The organism is Sphingomonas sp. 2SG, assembly GCF_005503285.1.
Lineage (GTDB): Bacteria > Pseudomonadota > Alphaproteobacteria > Sphingomonadales > Sphingomonadaceae > Sphingomonas > Sphingomonas taxi.
In genome coordinates this window covers 137,242-153,986 of record NZ_SCMZ01000003.1, presented here as the reverse complement: position 1 = coordinate 153,986, position 16,745 = coordinate 137,242, and the positions used below count along the sequence as shown (strand labels likewise).

Genomic DNA, 16,745 nt, shown 5'->3' with positions numbered 1-16,745 from the left:
GGGCGGAGAGGGCGGGGCGATCGTCCGCGAGTGCCGCCGACCCGGACTTAGAGCATGCCGATCAGCAACGTCAGGTTAAGCCCGATGATGATCGCGGCGATCGTCCAGGCGACGATGCGCAACCATAAAGGGCTGACGAACCGCCCCATCACCCGCGTCTGGCCGGTGAACAGCACCAGCGGCACCACCGCGAACGGCAGTTGCAGGCTGAGCACCACCTGGCTCAGCACCAGCAATCTGGTCGCACCGCCGTCGCCCGACAGGCCGACGACGAACACCGCCGGGATGATCGCGAGCAGTCGCGTCACCATCCGCCGCAGCCACACCGGCAGCCGCAGATTGAGGAACCCCTCCATCACGATCTGCCCGGCGAGCGTGCCGGTGACGGTCGAATTCTGCCCCGACGCGAGCAGAGCGACGCCGAACACGACGCTGGCGGCACCGACGCCCATCATCGGCGCGAGCAGGCGATAGGCTTCGTCGATCTCGGCGATCTCGGTGCGGCCGGCGGTGTGGAACACCGCGGCGGCGACGATCAGGATCGCGGCGTTGATGAAGAAGGCGAGGCCGAGCGCGATCGTGCTGTCGATCGTCGCCAGCTTGGCGGCCTCCGCCTTGCCCTCGTCGGTCGGCGCAAAGGCGCGGGTCTGGACGATTGACGAATGGAGGTAGAGATTGTGCGGCATCACCGTCGCGCCGAGGATGCCGATCGCGAGATAGAGTTTGGCGGGATCGGTGACGATCCCCGGCGTCGGCACCAGCCCGGCGAGCACCGCGCTTATGTCGGGCTTGGCGTAGAACAGCTCGAAGGCGAAGCAGCCGGCGATGATGACGAGCAGCGCGAGGATGAACGCCTCGATCTTGCGGAAGCCGTAGCGTTGCAGCGCGAGGATCAGGAACACGTCGAGCGCGGTGACGATCACCCCCCAGACCAGCGGAATCCCGAACAGCAATTGCAGCGCGATCGCGGTGCCGAGCACCTCGGCGAGATCGCAGGCGATGATCGCCACTTCGGCGAGCAGCCAGAGGACGAGCGAGACCGGCTTGGAATAATAGGCCCGGCACGCCTGCGCGAGGTCGAGCCCCGCGGCGACGCCGAGCCGCACCGACAGCGCCTGCAACACGATCGCCATCAGGTTGGACAGCAGGATGACCGACAGCAGGGTATAGCCGAACGCGGAACCGCCGGCGATGTCGGTCGCCCAATTGCCCGGGTCCATATAGCCGACCGCGACGAGGAAGCCCGGCCCCATGAACGCCGCCAGCCGCCGCCAGCCGGCGCCGCCGACGGGCAATGCGATGCTGCGATGACTGCCACTGAGGGAAACGGCTGGGGCAGAAGCGGGTGGCGTCATGGCGCCGGTGTGTGGCGGAAGCCGCGCGCGCGGGCAAGGTGCGAGAGCGCCCGCCGGATCAATCAGCCACAACGATCGGACGAGGGAGAGGCGACGGATCAGAGACTTGCGCCCACCCACACCCCGCCATGCGGGCTGCCGGATCGACGTTCACCCGCACGCGGCCTCGCCACCCCAGCCTCGTCACCCCGGACTTGATCCGGGGTCCCGCTACGTTCGTCGAGAACCGATCGCGAAGAAGCGGCACACCCGAGCCCAGACATCTGCGAGAGTCCAGTGCTCCTGCGAAAGCAGGAGCCCAGGAGTCGCGCACGCCATAAGACGGTGTTGCACTTGGCTCTGGGCTCCTGCGTCCGCAGGAGCACTGGGCTGATCTAACCGATGATGAAGACTTCCGCAGGGGTGTTGGTCGACCCGGGGTCACGAAAGGGCGACGGAAACAGCGAATATCGAAGATCGACCCCGCCTAGACCGGCGCCGCATCCACGTCGGGACCTGCACCATAATGGTGCCATGTGAAGATCGCCAACGCGCCGCGATGCGGCCGCCACGCCTCGGCCAGCGCGCGCGTCACTTTCTCCGACGGCCGCTCGTCATGGCCGAGCAGCCGCCCGACCTCGATCTGCACCGCGAGATCGCCCGCCGGCCAGACGTCCTCGCGCCCCTCGGCGAACAGCAGATAGATCTCCGCCGACCAGCGGCCGATCCCCTTCACCCGGACGAGCTGCGCGATCGCCTCCTCGTCGTCCGCCGGCAGATGGTCGAGATCGAGCCGCTTGCTGGTCACCTCCTCGGCGAGGCTGCGCGCATAGCTCGCCTTCTGCCGCGACAGGCCGGCGGCGCGCAGCGTCTCGTCGCTCGCCGCCAGGATGTTATGCGGATCGCCGGGATCGCCGACCAGCGTCTCGAGCTTGCGATAGACCGCCGCGGCGGAGGCGACGCTGACCTGCTGGCCGAGGATCGTGCGCAGCAAGGTCGCATAGCCGCGCTCGCGGATGCGCGGCGGCGGATAGCCGACGCGGGCGAGGCCGGCGGCGAAGGCGGGTTCGGTCAGCGCAAGTGCGTCCATCGCCGTGCGAATCTGTTCGGCGCTCAGGCCCATGCTTGATCCTTGACCCGTCGCGCGGCATGGCCGGCGACACCTTTATCGGAGACTGTCATGCCCAAGCTTATCGTCGTCACGCGCGAGGGGGAAGAACGCGAAATCAACGGCGAAGCCGGCCTGTCGGTGATGGAAGTGATCCGCGACGCGGGGATCGACGAATTGCTCGCGCTGTGCGGCGGCTGCTGCAGCTGCGCCACCTGCCACGTCCATGTCGATCCGGCCTTCGCGGACCGGTTGCCGGCGATGGGTCCGGACGAGGACGATCTGCTCGATTCGAGCGACGAGCGCAACGCGACCTCGCGCCTGTCGTGCCAGATCCAGATGACGCCGGCGCTCGACGGCCTGAAGGTGACGATCGCGGGGGAGGATTGATCTAAATTCCTCTATCGCCGGGGACCGCGACCGAAGGCCGTGGTGAAGGGGGCTATCGCACAAGAGCCTTCATTTAAGCCCGTTGCTTTCCAAGCCCACCCCGTCACCCCGGACTTGTTCCGGGGTCCACCCTGCGGCGAGGAGATAGGATCGGTTCGATATCGATCGCTCGTGGCCCGGTGGACCCCGGAACAAGTCCGGGGTGACGAATCTGGTGAAGAAGCCGATCGAACCTCATCACCGTAGCCATATCCGACCCTGCCCCCGCGGCGCAGCCATTCGCGCGTCTACCGCGCCGCCACCGCATACAGCGCGATCGCCGCGGCGTTCGAGACGTTCAAACTCTCCACCTTCTCGCTGATCGGCAGCTTGGCGAGTTCGTCGCAATGCGCTTCGGTGTTCTGGCGCATGCCCTCGCCCTCGGCGCCGAGTACGATGCAGATCCGCTGCGTCCCCATCGCCTGCGCCAGCGTCTGCTCGGCATGGCCGGTGAGGCCGATCCGCCAGAAGCCCGCCTCGGCGATCTCCTCCAGCGCGCGCGCGAGGTTGACGACGCGCACCCACGGCACCGTCTCGAGCGCGCCCGAGGCGGCGCGCGCCACCGTGCCGCTCTCCGGCGGCGCATGGCGGTCCTGCGTGACGATGCCGAGCGCGTCGAACGCCGCCGCCGAGCGCAGGATCGCGCCGACGTTGTGCGGATCGGTGACCTGATCGAGCACCACCAGCGGTCTTTGGTCGTCCTTGCCCTCGATCAGCAGATCGGCGAGCCAGCTGTCCTCGAGCGGCTCGACCTCGGCGACGAGGCCCTGATGCGGCGCATCGGACGGCACCAGCCGGCCGAGATCGGCGACATCGGCATAGACGACGGGCATCGACGCCGGAATGTCGAGCGAGGCGAGCGCCTCGCGCGTCCCCCACAATTTCCGAACGACGCGGTTCGGATTGGCGAGCGCCGCCGTCACCGGATGCCGGCCCCAGAATTTGGGCCGGTTGGCGGTGCCGGTCGACGGGCGGTGGCCACGGCGCGCCATCAGCGGGCGCTCGCGGGGATCGGGGTCATGGTGTCAGTCATCATTGGCATCGCTATAGGCAAAGGGGTCGGTGACCACCGGCTGCGTCGGCAGCGGCGGACGGGGCAGCGCCTTGTCGGCGTTGGCGGCGGAGAGCAGGACCGAGGCGAGGACGATCGATCCCTGCCGCAGATCCTCGGGCTTGAGATGGTCGAACGTGTCGACCGACGAATGATGGACGCGGCTGCCGTAATCGAGCGGGTCCTGGATGAACTGGAAGCCGGGGATGCCGACCTGCTGGAGCAGCACGTGATCGGTGCCGCCGGTCTGCCGCGCGACGACGTTGGCCGCGCCCATCGACGCGAGCGGCGCGAGCCATTCGCGGAAGATCGGCACCACCGCCGGATTGTTCTCGGCATACAGACCGCGCAGCTTGCCCGAGCCGTTGTCGATGTTGAAATAGGCGGCGAGCTCGCCATGGCCGGGCAGCGGCACGATCGGCCAGCGATCCGAGAAGCCGTAATCGGCGCCGGCCGGCTGTTCCGACGGCGCACCGCGGCGGGCGAGATGCGCCTTGGTATAAGCGAGGCTGCCGAGCAGCCCTTCCTCTTCCGCGCCCCATAGCACGAAGCGGATCGTCCGCTTCGGCCGCACGCCGCTCGCGGCGAGGATGCGCGCCGCCTCCATCACCTCGGCCGAGCCCGCGCCATTGTCCGCCGCGCCGTCGCCGGCCACCCAGCTGTCGAGATGCGCGCCCGCCATGACATAGCCGGCCTTGGGGTCGGTGCCAGGGATCTCGGCGATGACGTTATAGGCGTTGACGTCGCCATCGTCGAAACGGACGTCGCTAATGATCTCCAGCGTCGGCGCCGGGCCCATCTTGGCGAGGCGGGCGAGGCGCAGATAATCCTCCTGCGCGATCTGCACCGCGGGCAGCGTGGCGGTATCGCCGACACCGAATAGATAGCCTTCGCCATGGACGAGCTTGCCGTCGCGATACGACATCGTCGCCATCGCGACGGCGCCCTCGGCCTTCAGGAAGGCATCGAGCTTCTTGGTGTAATCGAGCCGCTTGGCGCGGCGGTTGATGCTGGCGGGGTCGTATTCGGGCTGCTGGAACTGGTCGAGCTTCGCGATATCGTCGCCGGTCAGCCGGCGGAAATCGGGATCGGTCGGGTCCTTGGCGGCGCGGGGCAGGCTGACCATCACGATCTTGCCGCGCAACTGGCCGCGATATTTGGCGAAATCGCGTTCGCGCGCGATCGGCGCGACGACGACGGGCGCGGTGATCGTGCCGTTGGTCCCCGGCGTCCAGGCGACCGGAATCGCGATGAGCTGGACGGCACGCGGCGTCACCATCCGCACGCTTGCGCGCTCGATCGCCCAGCCGCGGCCGAAGGCGAAGCCTTCCTTGCGGACGTTGCGCAGCCCCCATTCGCGGAACTTGCCCTGCGTCCATGACTCGGCGGCGCGCGCACCCGGCGAATTGGCGAGGCGCGGGCCGATCACGTCGGTGAGATATTGCGCGGTCTGCACGACCTGGCTGTGGTTGGTGCCCTGATCGATGATCGTCGCCAGCGCGGCGCGGTCCTGCGCCGCGGCGGGCAGGGCGAGGCAAAGGGCGGCGGTGGCGAGCAGGAAGTGGCGCATGAAGGTCCCCGGCGAACGTTGCGGCCGGTGCTAGGCGGCGGTCGCGGTTCGCGCAAGCCGGCGAGGGCGATGCGAAAAACCGCCGCGGGCGCGTTGACAGCCGCGTTTCGCTTCGCCAATAGGCCGCCTCGCTTCAGCGAAGCGGCCCATCTGGACAGGTGGCCGAGTGGTTAAAGGCAGCAGACTGTAAATCTGCCCGTGCAAGCGTACGCTGGTTCGAATCCAGCCCTGTCCACCACCTCCCCGCTTCGGCGGGGAGGGCCTGCACCCAGCGCCGCCGCCGATCGGAAACGTCCCGCGCCGCATGGTAAAATCAGCTTTATCTATTTGAATCCACACGCGTAACGATAGGAACGGGTGCGACTCCAGACGGGTTGGAGCGGTCTTGCGCAGGGAGACCAGCATGACCGACCGACGCGATGACGCGCCCCCCACGACCTACAAGCACGGCGACGCCGCCGACGCCACCACCGCCTCGCTGATCGAGGGGCAGGGCAGTGCGGTCGCCGGCCGATCGGTGACGATCAACCGCCCTGTGCGTGAACTTTATGACTTTTTCCGCGACTTCACGAACCTGCCGCACTTCATGGAGAATGTGGTCTCGATCGATGTCGTCGATGCGAAGCTGTCGCATTGGGTGGTCAAGGCCCCCGCCGGCGCGACCGTCGCATGGGACGCGCGGATCACGCAGGAGGAGCAGGACCGGCTGATCGCCTGGACCTCCGAACCCGGTGCCGACGTCGCCAACTCCGGTCGCATCGAATTTCGCGACGCCGGTCCACGCGGCACGGTGGTGACCGCGACGATCGCCTACGACCCGCCCGGCGGCGTGGTCGGCAAGCTGATCGCCAAGATGTTCCAGCGCGAGCCCGCCATCCAGGCCCGCCGCGACCTGCGCCGCTTCAAGCAGCTCATGGAGACCGGCGAGATCGCCACGCCCGCGATGAACCCCAAGCAGTTCGAGGAGATGGGCCTGTGAAAGCGCTCGCATGGCACGGTAAGCACGACGTCCGCATCGACACCGTCGACGATCCCGAGATCGTCAACGATCGTGACTGCATCATCAAGGTCACCTCGACCGCGATCTGCGGCTCCGACCTCCACCTCTACGACGGCTACATCCCGACGATGCAGGCGGGCGACATCCTCGGCCACGAATTCATGGGCGAGGTGGTCGAGGTCGGCGCCAAGTCGACGCTGAAGAAGGGCCAGCGCGTCGTGGTGCCGTTCACCATCGCCTGCGGCAGTTGCTACCATTGCGGCAAGCATCAATATTCGGCGTGCCCCAACGGCCTGTCCGCCGACAATCAGGATATCGCGCAGGAGCTGTACGGCCACGAGATGTCGGGCCTGTTCGGCTACAGCCACATGACCGGCGGCTATGCGGGCGGCCAGGCGGAGTACGTCCGCGTGCCGTTCAGCGACGTCGGCCCGATCGTCATCCCCGACGGCGTGTCCGACGACAAGGTGCTGTTCCTGTCGGACATCCTGCCGACCGGCTGGCAGGCGGCCGAATATGCCCAGATCGAGCCGGGCGATACGGTCGCGGTCTGGGGCTGCGGTCCGGTCGGGCTGTTCGCGGTGCAATCGGCGTTCCTGATGGGCGCCGAACGCGTCATCGCGATCGACCATTTCCCGCATCGCCTCGAACTCGCCAAGCGCTTCGGCGCCGAGACGATCAATTTCGAAGAAAGCGCCACCTATGAGGCGCTGATGGAAATGACCGGGGGCATCGGCCCCGATGCGGTGATCGACGCGGTCGGGCTGGAAGCGCACGGCATGTTCGTCGACAACATCATCGACCAGATCAAGGCGTCGACCTTCCTCGGCACCGATCGGCCGCATTCGATCCGTCAGGCGATCATCGCCTGCCGCAAGGGCGGCCGCGTCTCGATGCCGGCGGTCTATGGCGGCTTCGTCGACAAATTTCCGCTCGGCGCGTTCATGGAAAAGGGGCTGACGCTCAAGACCGGCCAAACCCACGTCCAGCATTACATGCCGGCGCTGCTCAACGCGATTCTGGAAGACAAGATCGATACCGAGTTCCTGATCTCGCACCGCATGCCGCTGACCGATGCGCCCAAGGGCTACGACCTGTTTAAGAACCACCAGAACGAAACGACCAAGATCGTGCTGAAGCCGGACATGGTCGGCTGACCTCAACGCCTTGCAAGGATAATCGAACATGGCTGACAAATTCGCGATCATCACCGGCGCATCGACCGGCATCGGCTTCGAACTTGCCTCGCTCGCGGCGCGCAACGGCTACGACATCCTCGTCGTCGCCGACGAACCGCTGATCGAATCGGCCGCGGCCGACTTCCGCCAATATGAGCATGACGTACAGGCGCTCGAGGCCGATCTGTCGACGCCCGAAGGCGTCGATCGGCTGCTTGACGCCGCGGGCGGGCGGCGCATCGACCTGCTTTGCGCCAATGCCGGCCGCGGTCTCGGCCACGCCTTCCTCGACCAGAAGGTCGAGGATTGGCGCGCGGTGGTCGACACCAACATCACCGGCACAGCCTATCTGTTGCAGACGGTGCTCCGCGACATGGTCGCGCGCAACGACGGCAAGGTGCTCGTGACGGGCTCGATCGCCGGCTATATCCCGGGCGCGTTCCAGGCGGTCTACAACGGCAGCAAGGCGTTCCTGGACAGCTTCGTCGCCGCCTTGCAGAACGAGATCAAGGATGCCGACGGCGTGACGCTTACCAATCTGATGCCGGGGCCGACCGACACCGAGTTCTTCGCGCGCGGCGACATGCTCGACACCGATGTCGGCAGCGATCCCAAGAAGGACGATCCCGCCAAGGTCGCCGCCGACGGCTGGGACGCGCTAATGGAGGGCAAGGCCGCGATCGTCTCCGGCTGGAAGAACAAGATCCAGTCGGCGGTGGCGAACGTCACCCCCAATGCGGTGCTCGCCGAACAGCATCGCAAGATGGCGGAACCCGGGACCGCCGACCATTGATCGTGCGGCGGCTGTGGCCGGTCGTCGGCCGCAGCCGTCCGCGCTCAGGAGGGTGGAGCGGGTAACGGGAATCGAACCCGTGTATTCAGCTTGGAAGGCTGCTGTACTACCATTGTACTATACCCGCACGACCTGACGACCCGTAGGCGTCGATCGAGCCGCGGCTTATCGTCGCCCGGCATGCGGGGTCAAGACCCAAGATCGTGCCATGTCGTGGTTCATGGCTTGCTTACCGTTGCCGCGCTAAACCGCCGTGATGGAGCATAACACCGAGCAGCCAGCCGCACCGGCCGAAGAACGACCCGCATCGGCGGTCGGCCATGGCGTCGGACTTGCCGGCATCGCCGGGCTGTTCGGCTGGCTGGTGGCGGCGCTCGCGATCGGCATGGACGGCCCCTATGCAGCGCTGGTCGCGCTCGTCGCCTGCGCGCTGCCGATGATCGGCTGGTCGCTGCTGGTCGACAAGGTGCATCGCCGCGCCAGCACCGGCATCGACTGGCATAACCCACGTCCGCTGGTCGAACGCCGCGACGTCAGCCTGACCAAGCTCGCCGGCCTGTATCTCACCTGGGGCGGTATCGCCTTTCTCTACGGTGTCGGCCGCTTCTATTGGGAGGGCAATTTTGCGTTCGCCATGTGGTGCCTCGGCTGGGTCATGCCGATCGTCGCGGTGCTCGCGGTGCCCTATGTGCTCTGGATCGACCGCTATCTGGTCGAGCCGCGCGACGGCGCCTGGCACCTCGGCGCGTGGCTGACCGGTCAGCCCGGCGTCATGCCCGAGGCGATCTACGGCCATCTGCGCGCCTGGGCGGTCAAGGCGTTCTTCCTCGCCTTCATGCTCGCGGTGCTGCCCGGCAATTGGGCGGGCTTCATCCACACCGATCGGGCGAGCCTCCGTGATCCCGTCGCGCTCGCACAATGGCTGATCGGGCTGATGTTCGTCATCGACGTCAGCTTCGCCACCGTCGGCTATATCCTGACGCTGCGCCCGCTCGACGCGCACATCCGCAGCGCCAACCCCTATGCCGCCGCCTGGACCGCCGCGCTGATGTGCTATCCGCCGTTCATCCTGATGGAGGCAGGCGGCCCGCTCGACTATCATCCGGGGACGCAGGACTGGACGTCATGGTTCGCCGGCCACCCGACCGTCCTGGCGTCATGGGGCGCGATCCTCGTGCTGCTGACCGCGGTCTACGCCTGGGCGACGGTCGCATTCGGGCTGCGCTTCTCCAACCTCACCCACCGCGGCATCCTGACGCACGGTCCCTACGCCTGGTCGCGTCACCCGGCCTATCTGTCGAAGAACCTGTTCTGGTGGCTGTCGACCGTGCCGATCCTGACGACGGGCAGCCTGGTCGACGCGGTGCGCGCGACCGCGCTGATGGGCGTGGTCAGCGGCATCTATTACTGGCGCGCGCGTACCGAGGAACGCCACCTCGGCCTCGACCCGGTGTATCGCGCCTATAGCGACTGGATGACGCGACACGGCGCGGTGCCGCGCTTCGGCCGCTGGCTGGTCGGTCGCTAGACCTTCGGCTGGTCCTTCGCCCACAGCGCGTCGACGCGCTTCTGGTTACCGCCGGTCTCGCGCAGCCGGAGGTCGAGCAGCTCGACCTTGCGGCCCTGGAAGCGCTGCGGCCGGGTATGCCAGACGATGTCGTAGATCGCCTGCCGCGTCGTCGGCTGGTCGTCGGTGAAATAGGTGTAGCGGATCAGCACCGGCAACCGCCCGGTCAGATCGTCCGCGCCGCCGTCGGTCGCCTGGCGCAAAGCCTTGTCGAACCAGTCCGCCGGGATCGTCTGCGTCACCGAATCCTGCGGCGACACGCCGAGCGCGGCGGGGAAACTGACGCGGATGTCGCCGAGCGGGTGCGCCTCCTCCCGCGCCAGCACGATCGTCCGCTTGTCCTTGTCGGGCGCGCCGCGCAGCACGAAGCGCGTCTTGTCGCGCGTCGCGCTCGCCTGTTCGATCGCCTTGTCGGCCGCCGCCTGCCGCCGGTCCTGCCAGTTGCTGTAGAGCGTCAGCGCGGCGATCACGACGCCGGCGACCGCGACCACCTCGGCGAGCGTGATCCAGCGCCGGCGGGTCTGCGCCTGATCGCGCGTCTCGCTCATCGCCCGCCCGCTTCGAGCAGGTCGCGCGGCGCGGCCAGCTCCCAGCTATGCGCGATCCGGTCCTCGACCAGCGTCCAGTCGGTATCCGCGCCGATCGCGACATCGGCCCAATGGTGGACGTCGTCGAGCACCTGCACCACGGCCGCACCATTCTCCCCATCGCGCACCCGCACGAAGGCGGCGTCGCCGACGACGAAGCTGTGGCCATCCTGCGTACGCTCCTCGACGTCGGGCAGCAGCAGGGCGACGGCGCGTACCCGCGCCAGCACAGGGGAAACGTCGGTCATCGCGTCACGAATTCCTTGAGGATCTGGGGATACAGACGGTGTTCGGCGGCGAGCACCCGCGCGGCGAGCGTATCGGGGGTGTCGCCGGCCAGCACCGGCACCTCGGCCTGGCCGAGCAGCGCGCCGCCGTCCAGCTCCTCGGTGACGATATGCACCGAACAGCCGGCGACCGCATCGCCGGCGGCGATCGCCCGCGCATGGGTGTCGAGCCCCTTGTACTTGGGCAGCAGCGAAGGATGGATGTTGACGATCCGGTCGCGCCATCGTGCGACGAATGCGTCCGACAGCAGCCGCATATAGCCGGCCAGCGCGATCACCTCGCACCCCGCCTCGCGCAGTGCCGCGTCGAGCTGCGCCTCATAAGCAGCCTTGCCGATCCCCTTGGGCGACAGGGCGAAGGTCGCGATGCCGCGCCCCCGCGCCCAGGCGAGACCGGCCGCGTCGGGCTTATCGGAGGCGACCAGCGCGACGGGGATCCCCGCCTCGACCAGCGCCATCATGTTCGAGCCGCGTCCCGAGATCAGGATGCCGACCGTCTTCGCATCATCCATGGTGGTGCGTTGCCGTCCAGTCGCTCCGGGCGCTCCACGTCTCGGTCGAGCCGCGCACGGTGCAGCCGCGCGTCCCCGCCTCGACCATGCCGATGCGGTGTACCGTCTCGCCGGCCGTGGTAAGCGCCGCTGCGACCGTTTCGGCGCGCTCCGCCGCGACGACCACCGCCATGCCGATCCCGCAGTTGAAGGTGCGCGCCATTTCCTCGGGCTCGATCGCGCCCTGCGCCTGGAGGAAGGCCATCAGCCGCGACTGCTCCCACGCATCGGCATCGATCACCGCATGCGCGCCATCGGGCAGCACGCGCGGGATATTCTCGAGCAGCCCGCCGCCGGTGATATGCGCCAGCCCCTTGATCGCGCCCTCGCGCAGCAGCGGCAGCAGGCTGGCGACATAGATGCGCGTCGGCGCCATCAGGATGTCGATCAGCAGCCGGTCGGCATCGAACAGCGCGGGACGGTCGAGCTTCCAGCCGCGGTCCGCCGCCAGCCGGCGGACGAGCGAGAAGCCGTTCGAATGGACGCCCGACGAGGCGAGGCCGAGGATCACGTCGCCCGCGGCGATTTCGCGCCCGGTCAGCACGCGGTCGCGCTCGACCGCGCCGACGCAGAAGCCGGCGAGGTCGTAATCGCCCGGCGCGTACATGCCGGGCATCTCGGCGGTCTCGCCCCCGATCAGCGCACAGCCCGCCTGCCGGCAGCCCTCTGCGATCGACGCGACGACGCGCTCGGCAATGCCGTTGTCGAGCTTGGCGGTCGCATAATAATCGAGGAAGAACAAAGGCTCGGCGCCCTGGACGATCAGATCGTTGGCGCACATCGCGACGAGGTCGACGCCGACGCCTTCGTGCCGGTCCCATTCGATCGCGAGCTTGAGCTTGGTGCCGACGCCGTCGTTGGCGGCGACGAGCAGCGGGTCGTTGAACCCGGCCGCCTTGAGGTCGAACATGCCGCCGAAGCCGCCGAGCTCGGCATCGGCACCGGGCCGGCGCGTCGCCTTGGCGAGCGGCCCGATCGCGCGGACCAGCGCGTTCCCCGCGGCGATCGACACGCCGGCATCGGCATAGGTGTAGGACTGGTCGGACGGGGAGGGCGGGTTGCTCATCCGGCCAGCCTGCTACGATTTGCGATGGTTGCTGGCAATGCCGAACCGAATACCGCTCCCGCCGGGCGGGGGAATGACGGTCGCCGCACATCCCGCTTGGCATCACCCGCCGGCTTCGCCAAAAGGCCCGCGACATGCGCATCCCCCTGTTTCCCTCGCTCGCCGGTGCGGCCCTGCTGCTCGCCGCCGGCGCCTATGCGCAGATCGAGGGCGGGCGCGGCGTCGCCCCGGTCGACAGTTCGGGCGATTTCGAGGTCAGCGGCGTCGATGTCGACGTCGCCGGCAGGACGGCGCAGGCGGCGCGGCTCGGCGGCTGGCGGCTGGCGCAGCGCAAGGCCTGGGTGCAGCTTGCGAAGCGGCTCGGTGGCGACGGTGGCCTCGTCTCGGACGGCACGCTCGACCAGCTTGTCTCCGGCATCGTCGTCGAGAACGAACAGCTCGGCCCGACCCGCTATATCGCCAAGCTCGGCGTGCTGTTCAACCGCAGCCGCGCCGCATCGGTACTCGGCATCAGCGCCTATTCGGACCGGTCGCGGCCGATGCTGCTCCTGCCGCTGCAGGTGTCGGGCGGGGTCGAGACGGTGTTCGAACAGCGCACCGACTGGCAGGAGGCCTGGGCACGCTTCCGCACCGGCAACAGTGCCGTCGATTACGTCCGCCCCTCGGGCAATGGTGCCGATTCGCTGCTGCTCAACGCCGGCCAGATCGCGCGACCGGGGCGCGGCTGGTGGCGGACGGTGATCGACCAATATGGCGCCGCCGACATTCTCATCCCCGTCGTCCGCCTCTATCGCAGCTATCCCGGCGGGCCGGTGATCGGCGTGTTCCAGGCGCGTCACGGCCCCGACAACGAATTGATCGGCAGCTTCACGCTGCGCGTCGGCAGTGCCGCCGGCCTGCCGCGACTGCTCGACACCGGCGTCACCCGCATGGATGCGCTGTTCCAGCAGGCGCTGCGCGGCGGCGCGCTCGGCGTCGACCCGTCTTTGTCGCCGCCGCCGCCGCCCGAGCCGGTGGTCGACCCCGACGCGATCGACGACGCGGCGAGCGGCGAGACGCTCGCCGAGATCGTCGGCGACACCGGCGCCGCCAACGCCGGCATCCCGCTCACCATCCAGTTCGAGACGCCGGGCGCGAGCGCGGTGGCGAACACCGAAGGGCTGGTGCGCAGCATCCCCGGCGTCCGCGCGGCGAGCACCACCAGCCTCGCGCTCGGCGGTCTGTCGCTGATGCGCGTCACCTATGACGGTGATCCCGATGCGTTGCGGGCGGCGCTGGAGGTGCGCGGTTATCAGGTCAGCGGTTCGGGCCAGACGCTGCGCATCCGCCGTGCGGCACCGGCACCCGCCGCCTCCGCCAGTCCGACCGGCTGACGCATGAGCAACCAATTGGCGCTGCCCCTCGGGTGGCCGGCCGACCCCAAGGACGACGCCTTTCTCGTCACCCCGTCCAACATCCGCGCCGCGCAGGTGCTGGAGCAATGGGCGAGCTGGCCGGTGATGGCGGCGGTGCTGACCGGCCCGCGGAAATCCGGCCGCAGCCTGCTCGCGCGCATCTTCGCCGCCAAGAGCCAGGGCCGGATCATCGACGATGCCGAGGCGGTGCCCGAGGCGCAGATCTTCCACGCCTGGAACCAGGCACAGGCGGAAGGGCGGCCGCTGGTCATCGTCGCCGACGCGCTGCCGCCGAGCTGGGCGGTCAAACTGCCCGATCTGCGCTCGCGCCTCGCCGCCAGCCCGCATGCCGCGATCGGCGCGCCCGACGACGAACTGATCGCCGCATTGCTGGCGCATCTGTTCAACCGTCGCGGGCTCGACGCACGGCCCGATCTGGTGAGCTGGCTCAGCACGCGGATCGAACGCAGCCACGTCATCGTCCAGCGCGTCGTCGACGCGCTCGATCAGGAGGTGCTGGAAAGCCGCCGTCGCCTGTCGATCCCGCTGGCGCGCACTGTTTTGACCGCGGCGGGGATCGTCACGCAACCGCAACCGTTGCTACCTATGACCGAAGTATGACACGTCCAATCCACCTCTCGCATCTCGCCGCTCCCGATGACGATCCGTTTGTTCCTGAAGTGAACGATCGCTATTTCAATCGCGAGCTGTCGTGGCTCGCCTTCAACCGGCGCGTGCTCGAGGAAGCGTGCAATCCGGCGCATCCACTGCTCGAGCGGCTCCGCTTCCTGTCGATCTCGGGCAACAACCTCGACGAATTCTTCATGGTCCGCGTCGCCGGCCTGAAGGGGCAGCAGCTCAAGGACGTCGACCGCCGCTCGTCGGACGGTCTGACGCCGGGGCAACAGCTTGCCGCGATCACCCGCGAGGCGGATGCGCTTATGGCGAGCCAGCAGGCGGTGTGGGGCGACCTGCGCACCCTGCTCGACGAGGCCGGCCTTCACGTCCTGCGCCGCGACGAGGTCGACGCGGAAGACGCCGAATGGCTCGAGGCGCATTTCCGCGAACAGATTTTCCCGATCCTCACGCCGCAGGCGCTCGATCCCGCGCATCCTTTCCCGTTCATCCCGAACAAGGGGCTGTCGGTGATGTTCGACGTCGTCCGCGATTCGGACGGCGAGCCGGTACGCGAGCTGGTGATGATCCCGGCAAGTGCGCCGCGCTTCGTCCGCTTGCCCGGCGAGCCCGCGCGTTACGTGTCGATCGAGGCGCTGCTCAAGCGCTTCGCCCCGGTACTCTTCCCCGGCTATACGCTGGTGGGTGCCGCCGCCTTCCGTGTACTGCGCGACAGCGACATCGAGATCGACGAGGAGGCGGAGGATCTCGTCCGCTACTTCGCCAATGCAATTAAGCGTCGCCGCCGCGGCCGCGTCATCCGGCTCGAACTCGAGACGGGAATGCCCGACGCGCTCGCCAAGGTGCTGCGCCACGAGCTGGGCGGCGCCGATGCGACGATCACCGAGAGCGGCAATCTGCTCAGCATCGGCGATCTCGACGCGGTGATCGACGAGGATCGCCCCGACCTCAAGTTCCTGCCCTTCGTGCCCCGCTTCCCCGAGCGCATCCGCGAATTCGGCGGCGATTGCTTCGCGGCGATCCGCGCGAAGGACATCATCGTCCATCACCCCTATGAGACGTTTGACGTCGTCCTCGCCTTCCTCAAACAGGCGGCGCTCGACCCTGACGTCATCGCGATCAAGCAGACGCTGTATCGCGCGGGCAAGCAGCCCGCGGTGATCAACGCGCTGATCGCCGCCGCCGAGGCGGGCAAGTCGGTCACCGCGGTGGTCGAACTGCGCGCTCGCTTCGACGAGGAGCAGAACATCTTGTGGGCGAGCGCGCTCGAACGCGCCGGCGTACAGGTCGTCTACGGCTTCCTCGAATGGAAGACGCACGCCAAGGTCTCCATGGTGGTGCGCCGCGAGGATGGCCGGTTCCGCACCTATTGCCACTTCGGCACCGGCAATTATCACCCGGTCACCGCGCGCATCTATACCGATCTCAGCTTCTTCACCGCCGATCCGCGGATGGGGCGCGATGCGGCGCAGATGTTCAACTACGTCACCGGCTATGTCGAGCCGACCGACATCACCAAGCTCAGCCTCTCGCCCCGCGACCTGCGTCAGAAGCTGCTCGACCTCATCGACGTCGAGATCGCCAATGCGCGGGTCGGCAAGACCGGGGCGGTATGGGCGAAGATGAACAGCCTCGTCGATCCCGCGATCATCGATAAATTGTATGAGGCGAGCGGCGCTGGGGTCGAGATCGACCTGATCATCCGTGGCATCTGCTGCCTGCGCCCCGGCGTGCCGGGCATGTCCGAACATATCCGCGTCAAGTCGATCATCGGCCGCTTCCTCGAACACAGCCGCATCTTCTGCTTCGGCAACGGCGCGGCGCTGCCCAACGACGGCGCCAAGGTGTTCATCTCCTCGGCCGACTGGATGCCGCGCAATTTCGACCGGCGCGTCGAATATATGCTGCCGATCGAGAATCCGACGGTGCACGATCAGGTGCTCGACCAGGTGATGGTCGCCAACCTCATCGACACCGAACAAAGCTGGGAACTGGAATCGGACGGCCGCTACGTCCGCGAGACGCCGGGCGACAAGCCGTTCAACCTCCACCGCTATTTCATGACCAACCCGTCGCTCTCCGGCCGCGGCGCGGCGCTGGCGGAAAGCAACGCGGTGCCGACGCTGGCGCTGCGGCGGCGGCGATGACGGCGGATCGGGGCGGGGTCCGGGGTGTGCGGCCCGCCGCGGACGCC

The 16,745-nt window shown here is 68.0% G+C and carries 16 protein-coding genes and 2 tRNA genes; 9 read left to right on the top strand and 9 right to left on the bottom strand.

Going from position 1 to position 16,745, the window contains the following annotated elements; translation table 11 throughout:
- Positions 1 to 47: 47 nt before the first annotated feature.
- Together FFS23_RS02830 and FFS23_RS02825 are read right to left on the bottom strand one after the other, a co-directional pair.
- Complete coding sequence (locus tag FFS23_RS02830) at positions 48 to 1,355, bottom strand: Nramp family divalent metal transporter (protein ID WP_137897361.1); 1,308 nt, start codon at positions 1,353 to 1,355, stop codon at positions 48 to 50.
- A 466-nt stretch (positions 1,356 to 1,821) separates the two neighbouring features.
- Complete coding sequence (locus FFS23_RS02825; RefSeq protein ID WP_137897360.1) at positions 1,822 to 2,457, bottom strand: DNA-3-methyladenine glycosylase family protein; 636 nt, start codon at positions 2,455 to 2,457, stop codon at positions 1,822 to 1,824.
- A 57-nt stretch (positions 2,458 to 2,514) separates the two neighbouring features.
- Between FFS23_RS02825 and FFS23_RS02820 the strand changes: the two genes are divergently transcribed.
- Positions 2,515 to 2,832 carry a 2Fe-2S iron-sulfur cluster-binding protein gene (locus tag FFS23_RS02820; protein ID WP_038659532.1) on the top strand — a complete coding sequence of 106 codons (318 nt, stop codon included), beginning with the start codon at positions 2,515 to 2,517 and terminating at the stop codon, positions 2,830 to 2,832.
- 287 nt (positions 2,833 to 3,119) lie between these two features.
- Here FFS23_RS02820 and rlmB read toward each other — a convergent pair whose 3' ends face one another.
- Complete coding sequence (gene rlmB / locus FFS23_RS02815) at positions 3,120 to 3,863, bottom strand: 23S rRNA (guanosine(2251)-2'-O)-methyltransferase RlmB (protein ID WP_137897359.1); 744 nt, start codon at positions 3,861 to 3,863, stop codon at positions 3,120 to 3,122.
- A gap of 33 nt (positions 3,864 to 3,896) precedes the next feature.
- A complete protein-coding gene (locus tag FFS23_RS02810) occupies positions 3,897 to 5,492 on the bottom strand; it encodes a M20/M25/M40 family metallo-hydrolase (protein ID WP_137897358.1) in 1,596 nt (531 codons plus the stop codon).
- A gap of 152 nt (positions 5,493 to 5,644) precedes the next feature.
- Between FFS23_RS02810 and FFS23_RS02805 the strand changes: the two genes are divergently transcribed.
- From FFS23_RS02805 to FFS23_RS02790, 4 genes are all read left to right on the top strand, one after another.
- A tRNA-Tyr gene (locus tag FFS23_RS02805) sits at positions 5,645 to 5,730 on the top strand.
- Between the two features lie 165 nt (positions 5,731 to 5,895).
- Positions 5,896 to 6,471: an SRPBCC family protein gene (locus FFS23_RS02800; protein WP_137897357.1), complete on the top strand. Its 576-nt coding sequence runs from the start codon at positions 5,896 to 5,898 to the stop codon at positions 6,469 to 6,471.
- Positions 6,468 to 7,649 (top strand): zinc-dependent alcohol dehydrogenase, encoded by a 1,182-nt coding sequence (locus tag FFS23_RS02795; RefSeq protein ID WP_137897356.1) that lies wholly within the window; start codon positions 6,468 to 6,470, stop codon positions 7,647 to 7,649. The genes FFS23_RS02800 and FFS23_RS02795 overlap by 4 nt, the downstream gene beginning before the upstream one ends.
- A 28-nt stretch (positions 7,650 to 7,677) precedes the next feature.
- Positions 7,678 to 8,463 carry an SDR family NAD(P)-dependent oxidoreductase gene (locus FFS23_RS02790; protein WP_137897355.1) on the top strand — a complete coding sequence of 262 codons (786 nt, stop codon included), beginning with the start codon at positions 7,678 to 7,680 and terminating at the stop codon, positions 8,461 to 8,463.
- Between the two features lie 53 nt (positions 8,464 to 8,516).
- Here the strand turns inward: FFS23_RS02790 and FFS23_RS02785 are convergent.
- A tRNA-Gly gene (locus FFS23_RS02785) sits at positions 8,517 to 8,590 on the bottom strand.
- Between the two features lie 129 nt (positions 8,591 to 8,719).
- On the opposite strand from FFS23_RS02785, the gene FFS23_RS02780 reads away from it, so the two are divergent.
- Positions 8,720 to 9,991 (top strand): methyltransferase family protein, encoded by a 1,272-nt coding sequence (locus FFS23_RS02780; protein WP_171009330.1) that lies wholly within the window; start codon positions 8,720 to 8,722, stop codon positions 9,989 to 9,991.
- Here the strand turns inward: FFS23_RS02780 and FFS23_RS02775 are convergent.
- From FFS23_RS02775 to purM, 4 genes are read right to left on the bottom strand one after another with little or no spacing between them, the layout of a single operon-like run.
- Positions 9,988 to 10,578, bottom strand: coding sequence for a hypothetical protein (locus FFS23_RS02775; RefSeq protein ID WP_137897354.1), 591 nt, complete (start codon positions 10,576 to 10,578; stop codon positions 9,988 to 9,990). The two genes, FFS23_RS02780 and FFS23_RS02775, sit on opposite strands and share 4 nt — an antisense overlap.
- Positions 10,575 to 10,865 (bottom strand): hypothetical protein, encoded by a 291-nt coding sequence (locus FFS23_RS02770; RefSeq protein WP_038659513.1) that lies wholly within the window; start codon positions 10,863 to 10,865, stop codon positions 10,575 to 10,577. The genes FFS23_RS02775 and FFS23_RS02770 overlap by 4 nt, the downstream gene beginning before the upstream one ends.
- A complete protein-coding gene (gene purN / locus FFS23_RS02765) occupies positions 10,862 to 11,416 on the bottom strand; it encodes a phosphoribosylglycinamide formyltransferase (protein WP_137897353.1) in 555 nt (184 codons plus the stop codon). The genes FFS23_RS02770 and purN overlap by 4 nt, the downstream gene beginning before the upstream one ends.
- Positions 11,409 to 12,521: a phosphoribosylformylglycinamidine cyclo-ligase gene (gene purM / locus FFS23_RS02760; protein WP_137897352.1), complete on the bottom strand. Its 1,113-nt coding sequence runs from the start codon at positions 12,519 to 12,521 to the stop codon at positions 11,409 to 11,411. Before purM ends, purN begins: the two co-directional genes overlap by 8 nt.
- A gap of 134 nt (positions 12,522 to 12,655) precedes the next feature.
- On the opposite strand from purM, the gene FFS23_RS02755 reads away from it, so the two are divergent.
- From FFS23_RS02755 to FFS23_RS02745, 3 genes are read left to right on the top strand one after another with little or no spacing between them, the layout of a single operon-like run.
- Complete coding sequence (locus FFS23_RS02755) at positions 12,656 to 13,894, top strand: heavy-metal-associated domain-containing protein (RefSeq protein ID WP_137897351.1); 1,239 nt, start codon at positions 12,656 to 12,658, stop codon at positions 13,892 to 13,894.
- Between the two features lie 3 nt (positions 13,895 to 13,897).
- Positions 13,898 to 14,536 carry an HdaA/DnaA family protein gene (locus FFS23_RS02750; RefSeq protein WP_038659502.1) on the top strand — a complete coding sequence of 213 codons (639 nt, stop codon included), beginning with the start codon at positions 13,898 to 13,900 and terminating at the stop codon, positions 14,534 to 14,536.
- On the top strand, positions 14,533 to 16,698 hold the full coding sequence (locus tag FFS23_RS02745; RefSeq protein ID WP_137897350.1) for an RNA degradosome polyphosphate kinase: 2,166 nt from the start codon (positions 14,533 to 14,535) through the stop codon (positions 16,696 to 16,698). The genes FFS23_RS02750 and FFS23_RS02745 overlap by 4 nt, the downstream gene beginning before the upstream one ends.
- Positions 16,699 to 16,745: the final 47 nt, after the last annotated feature.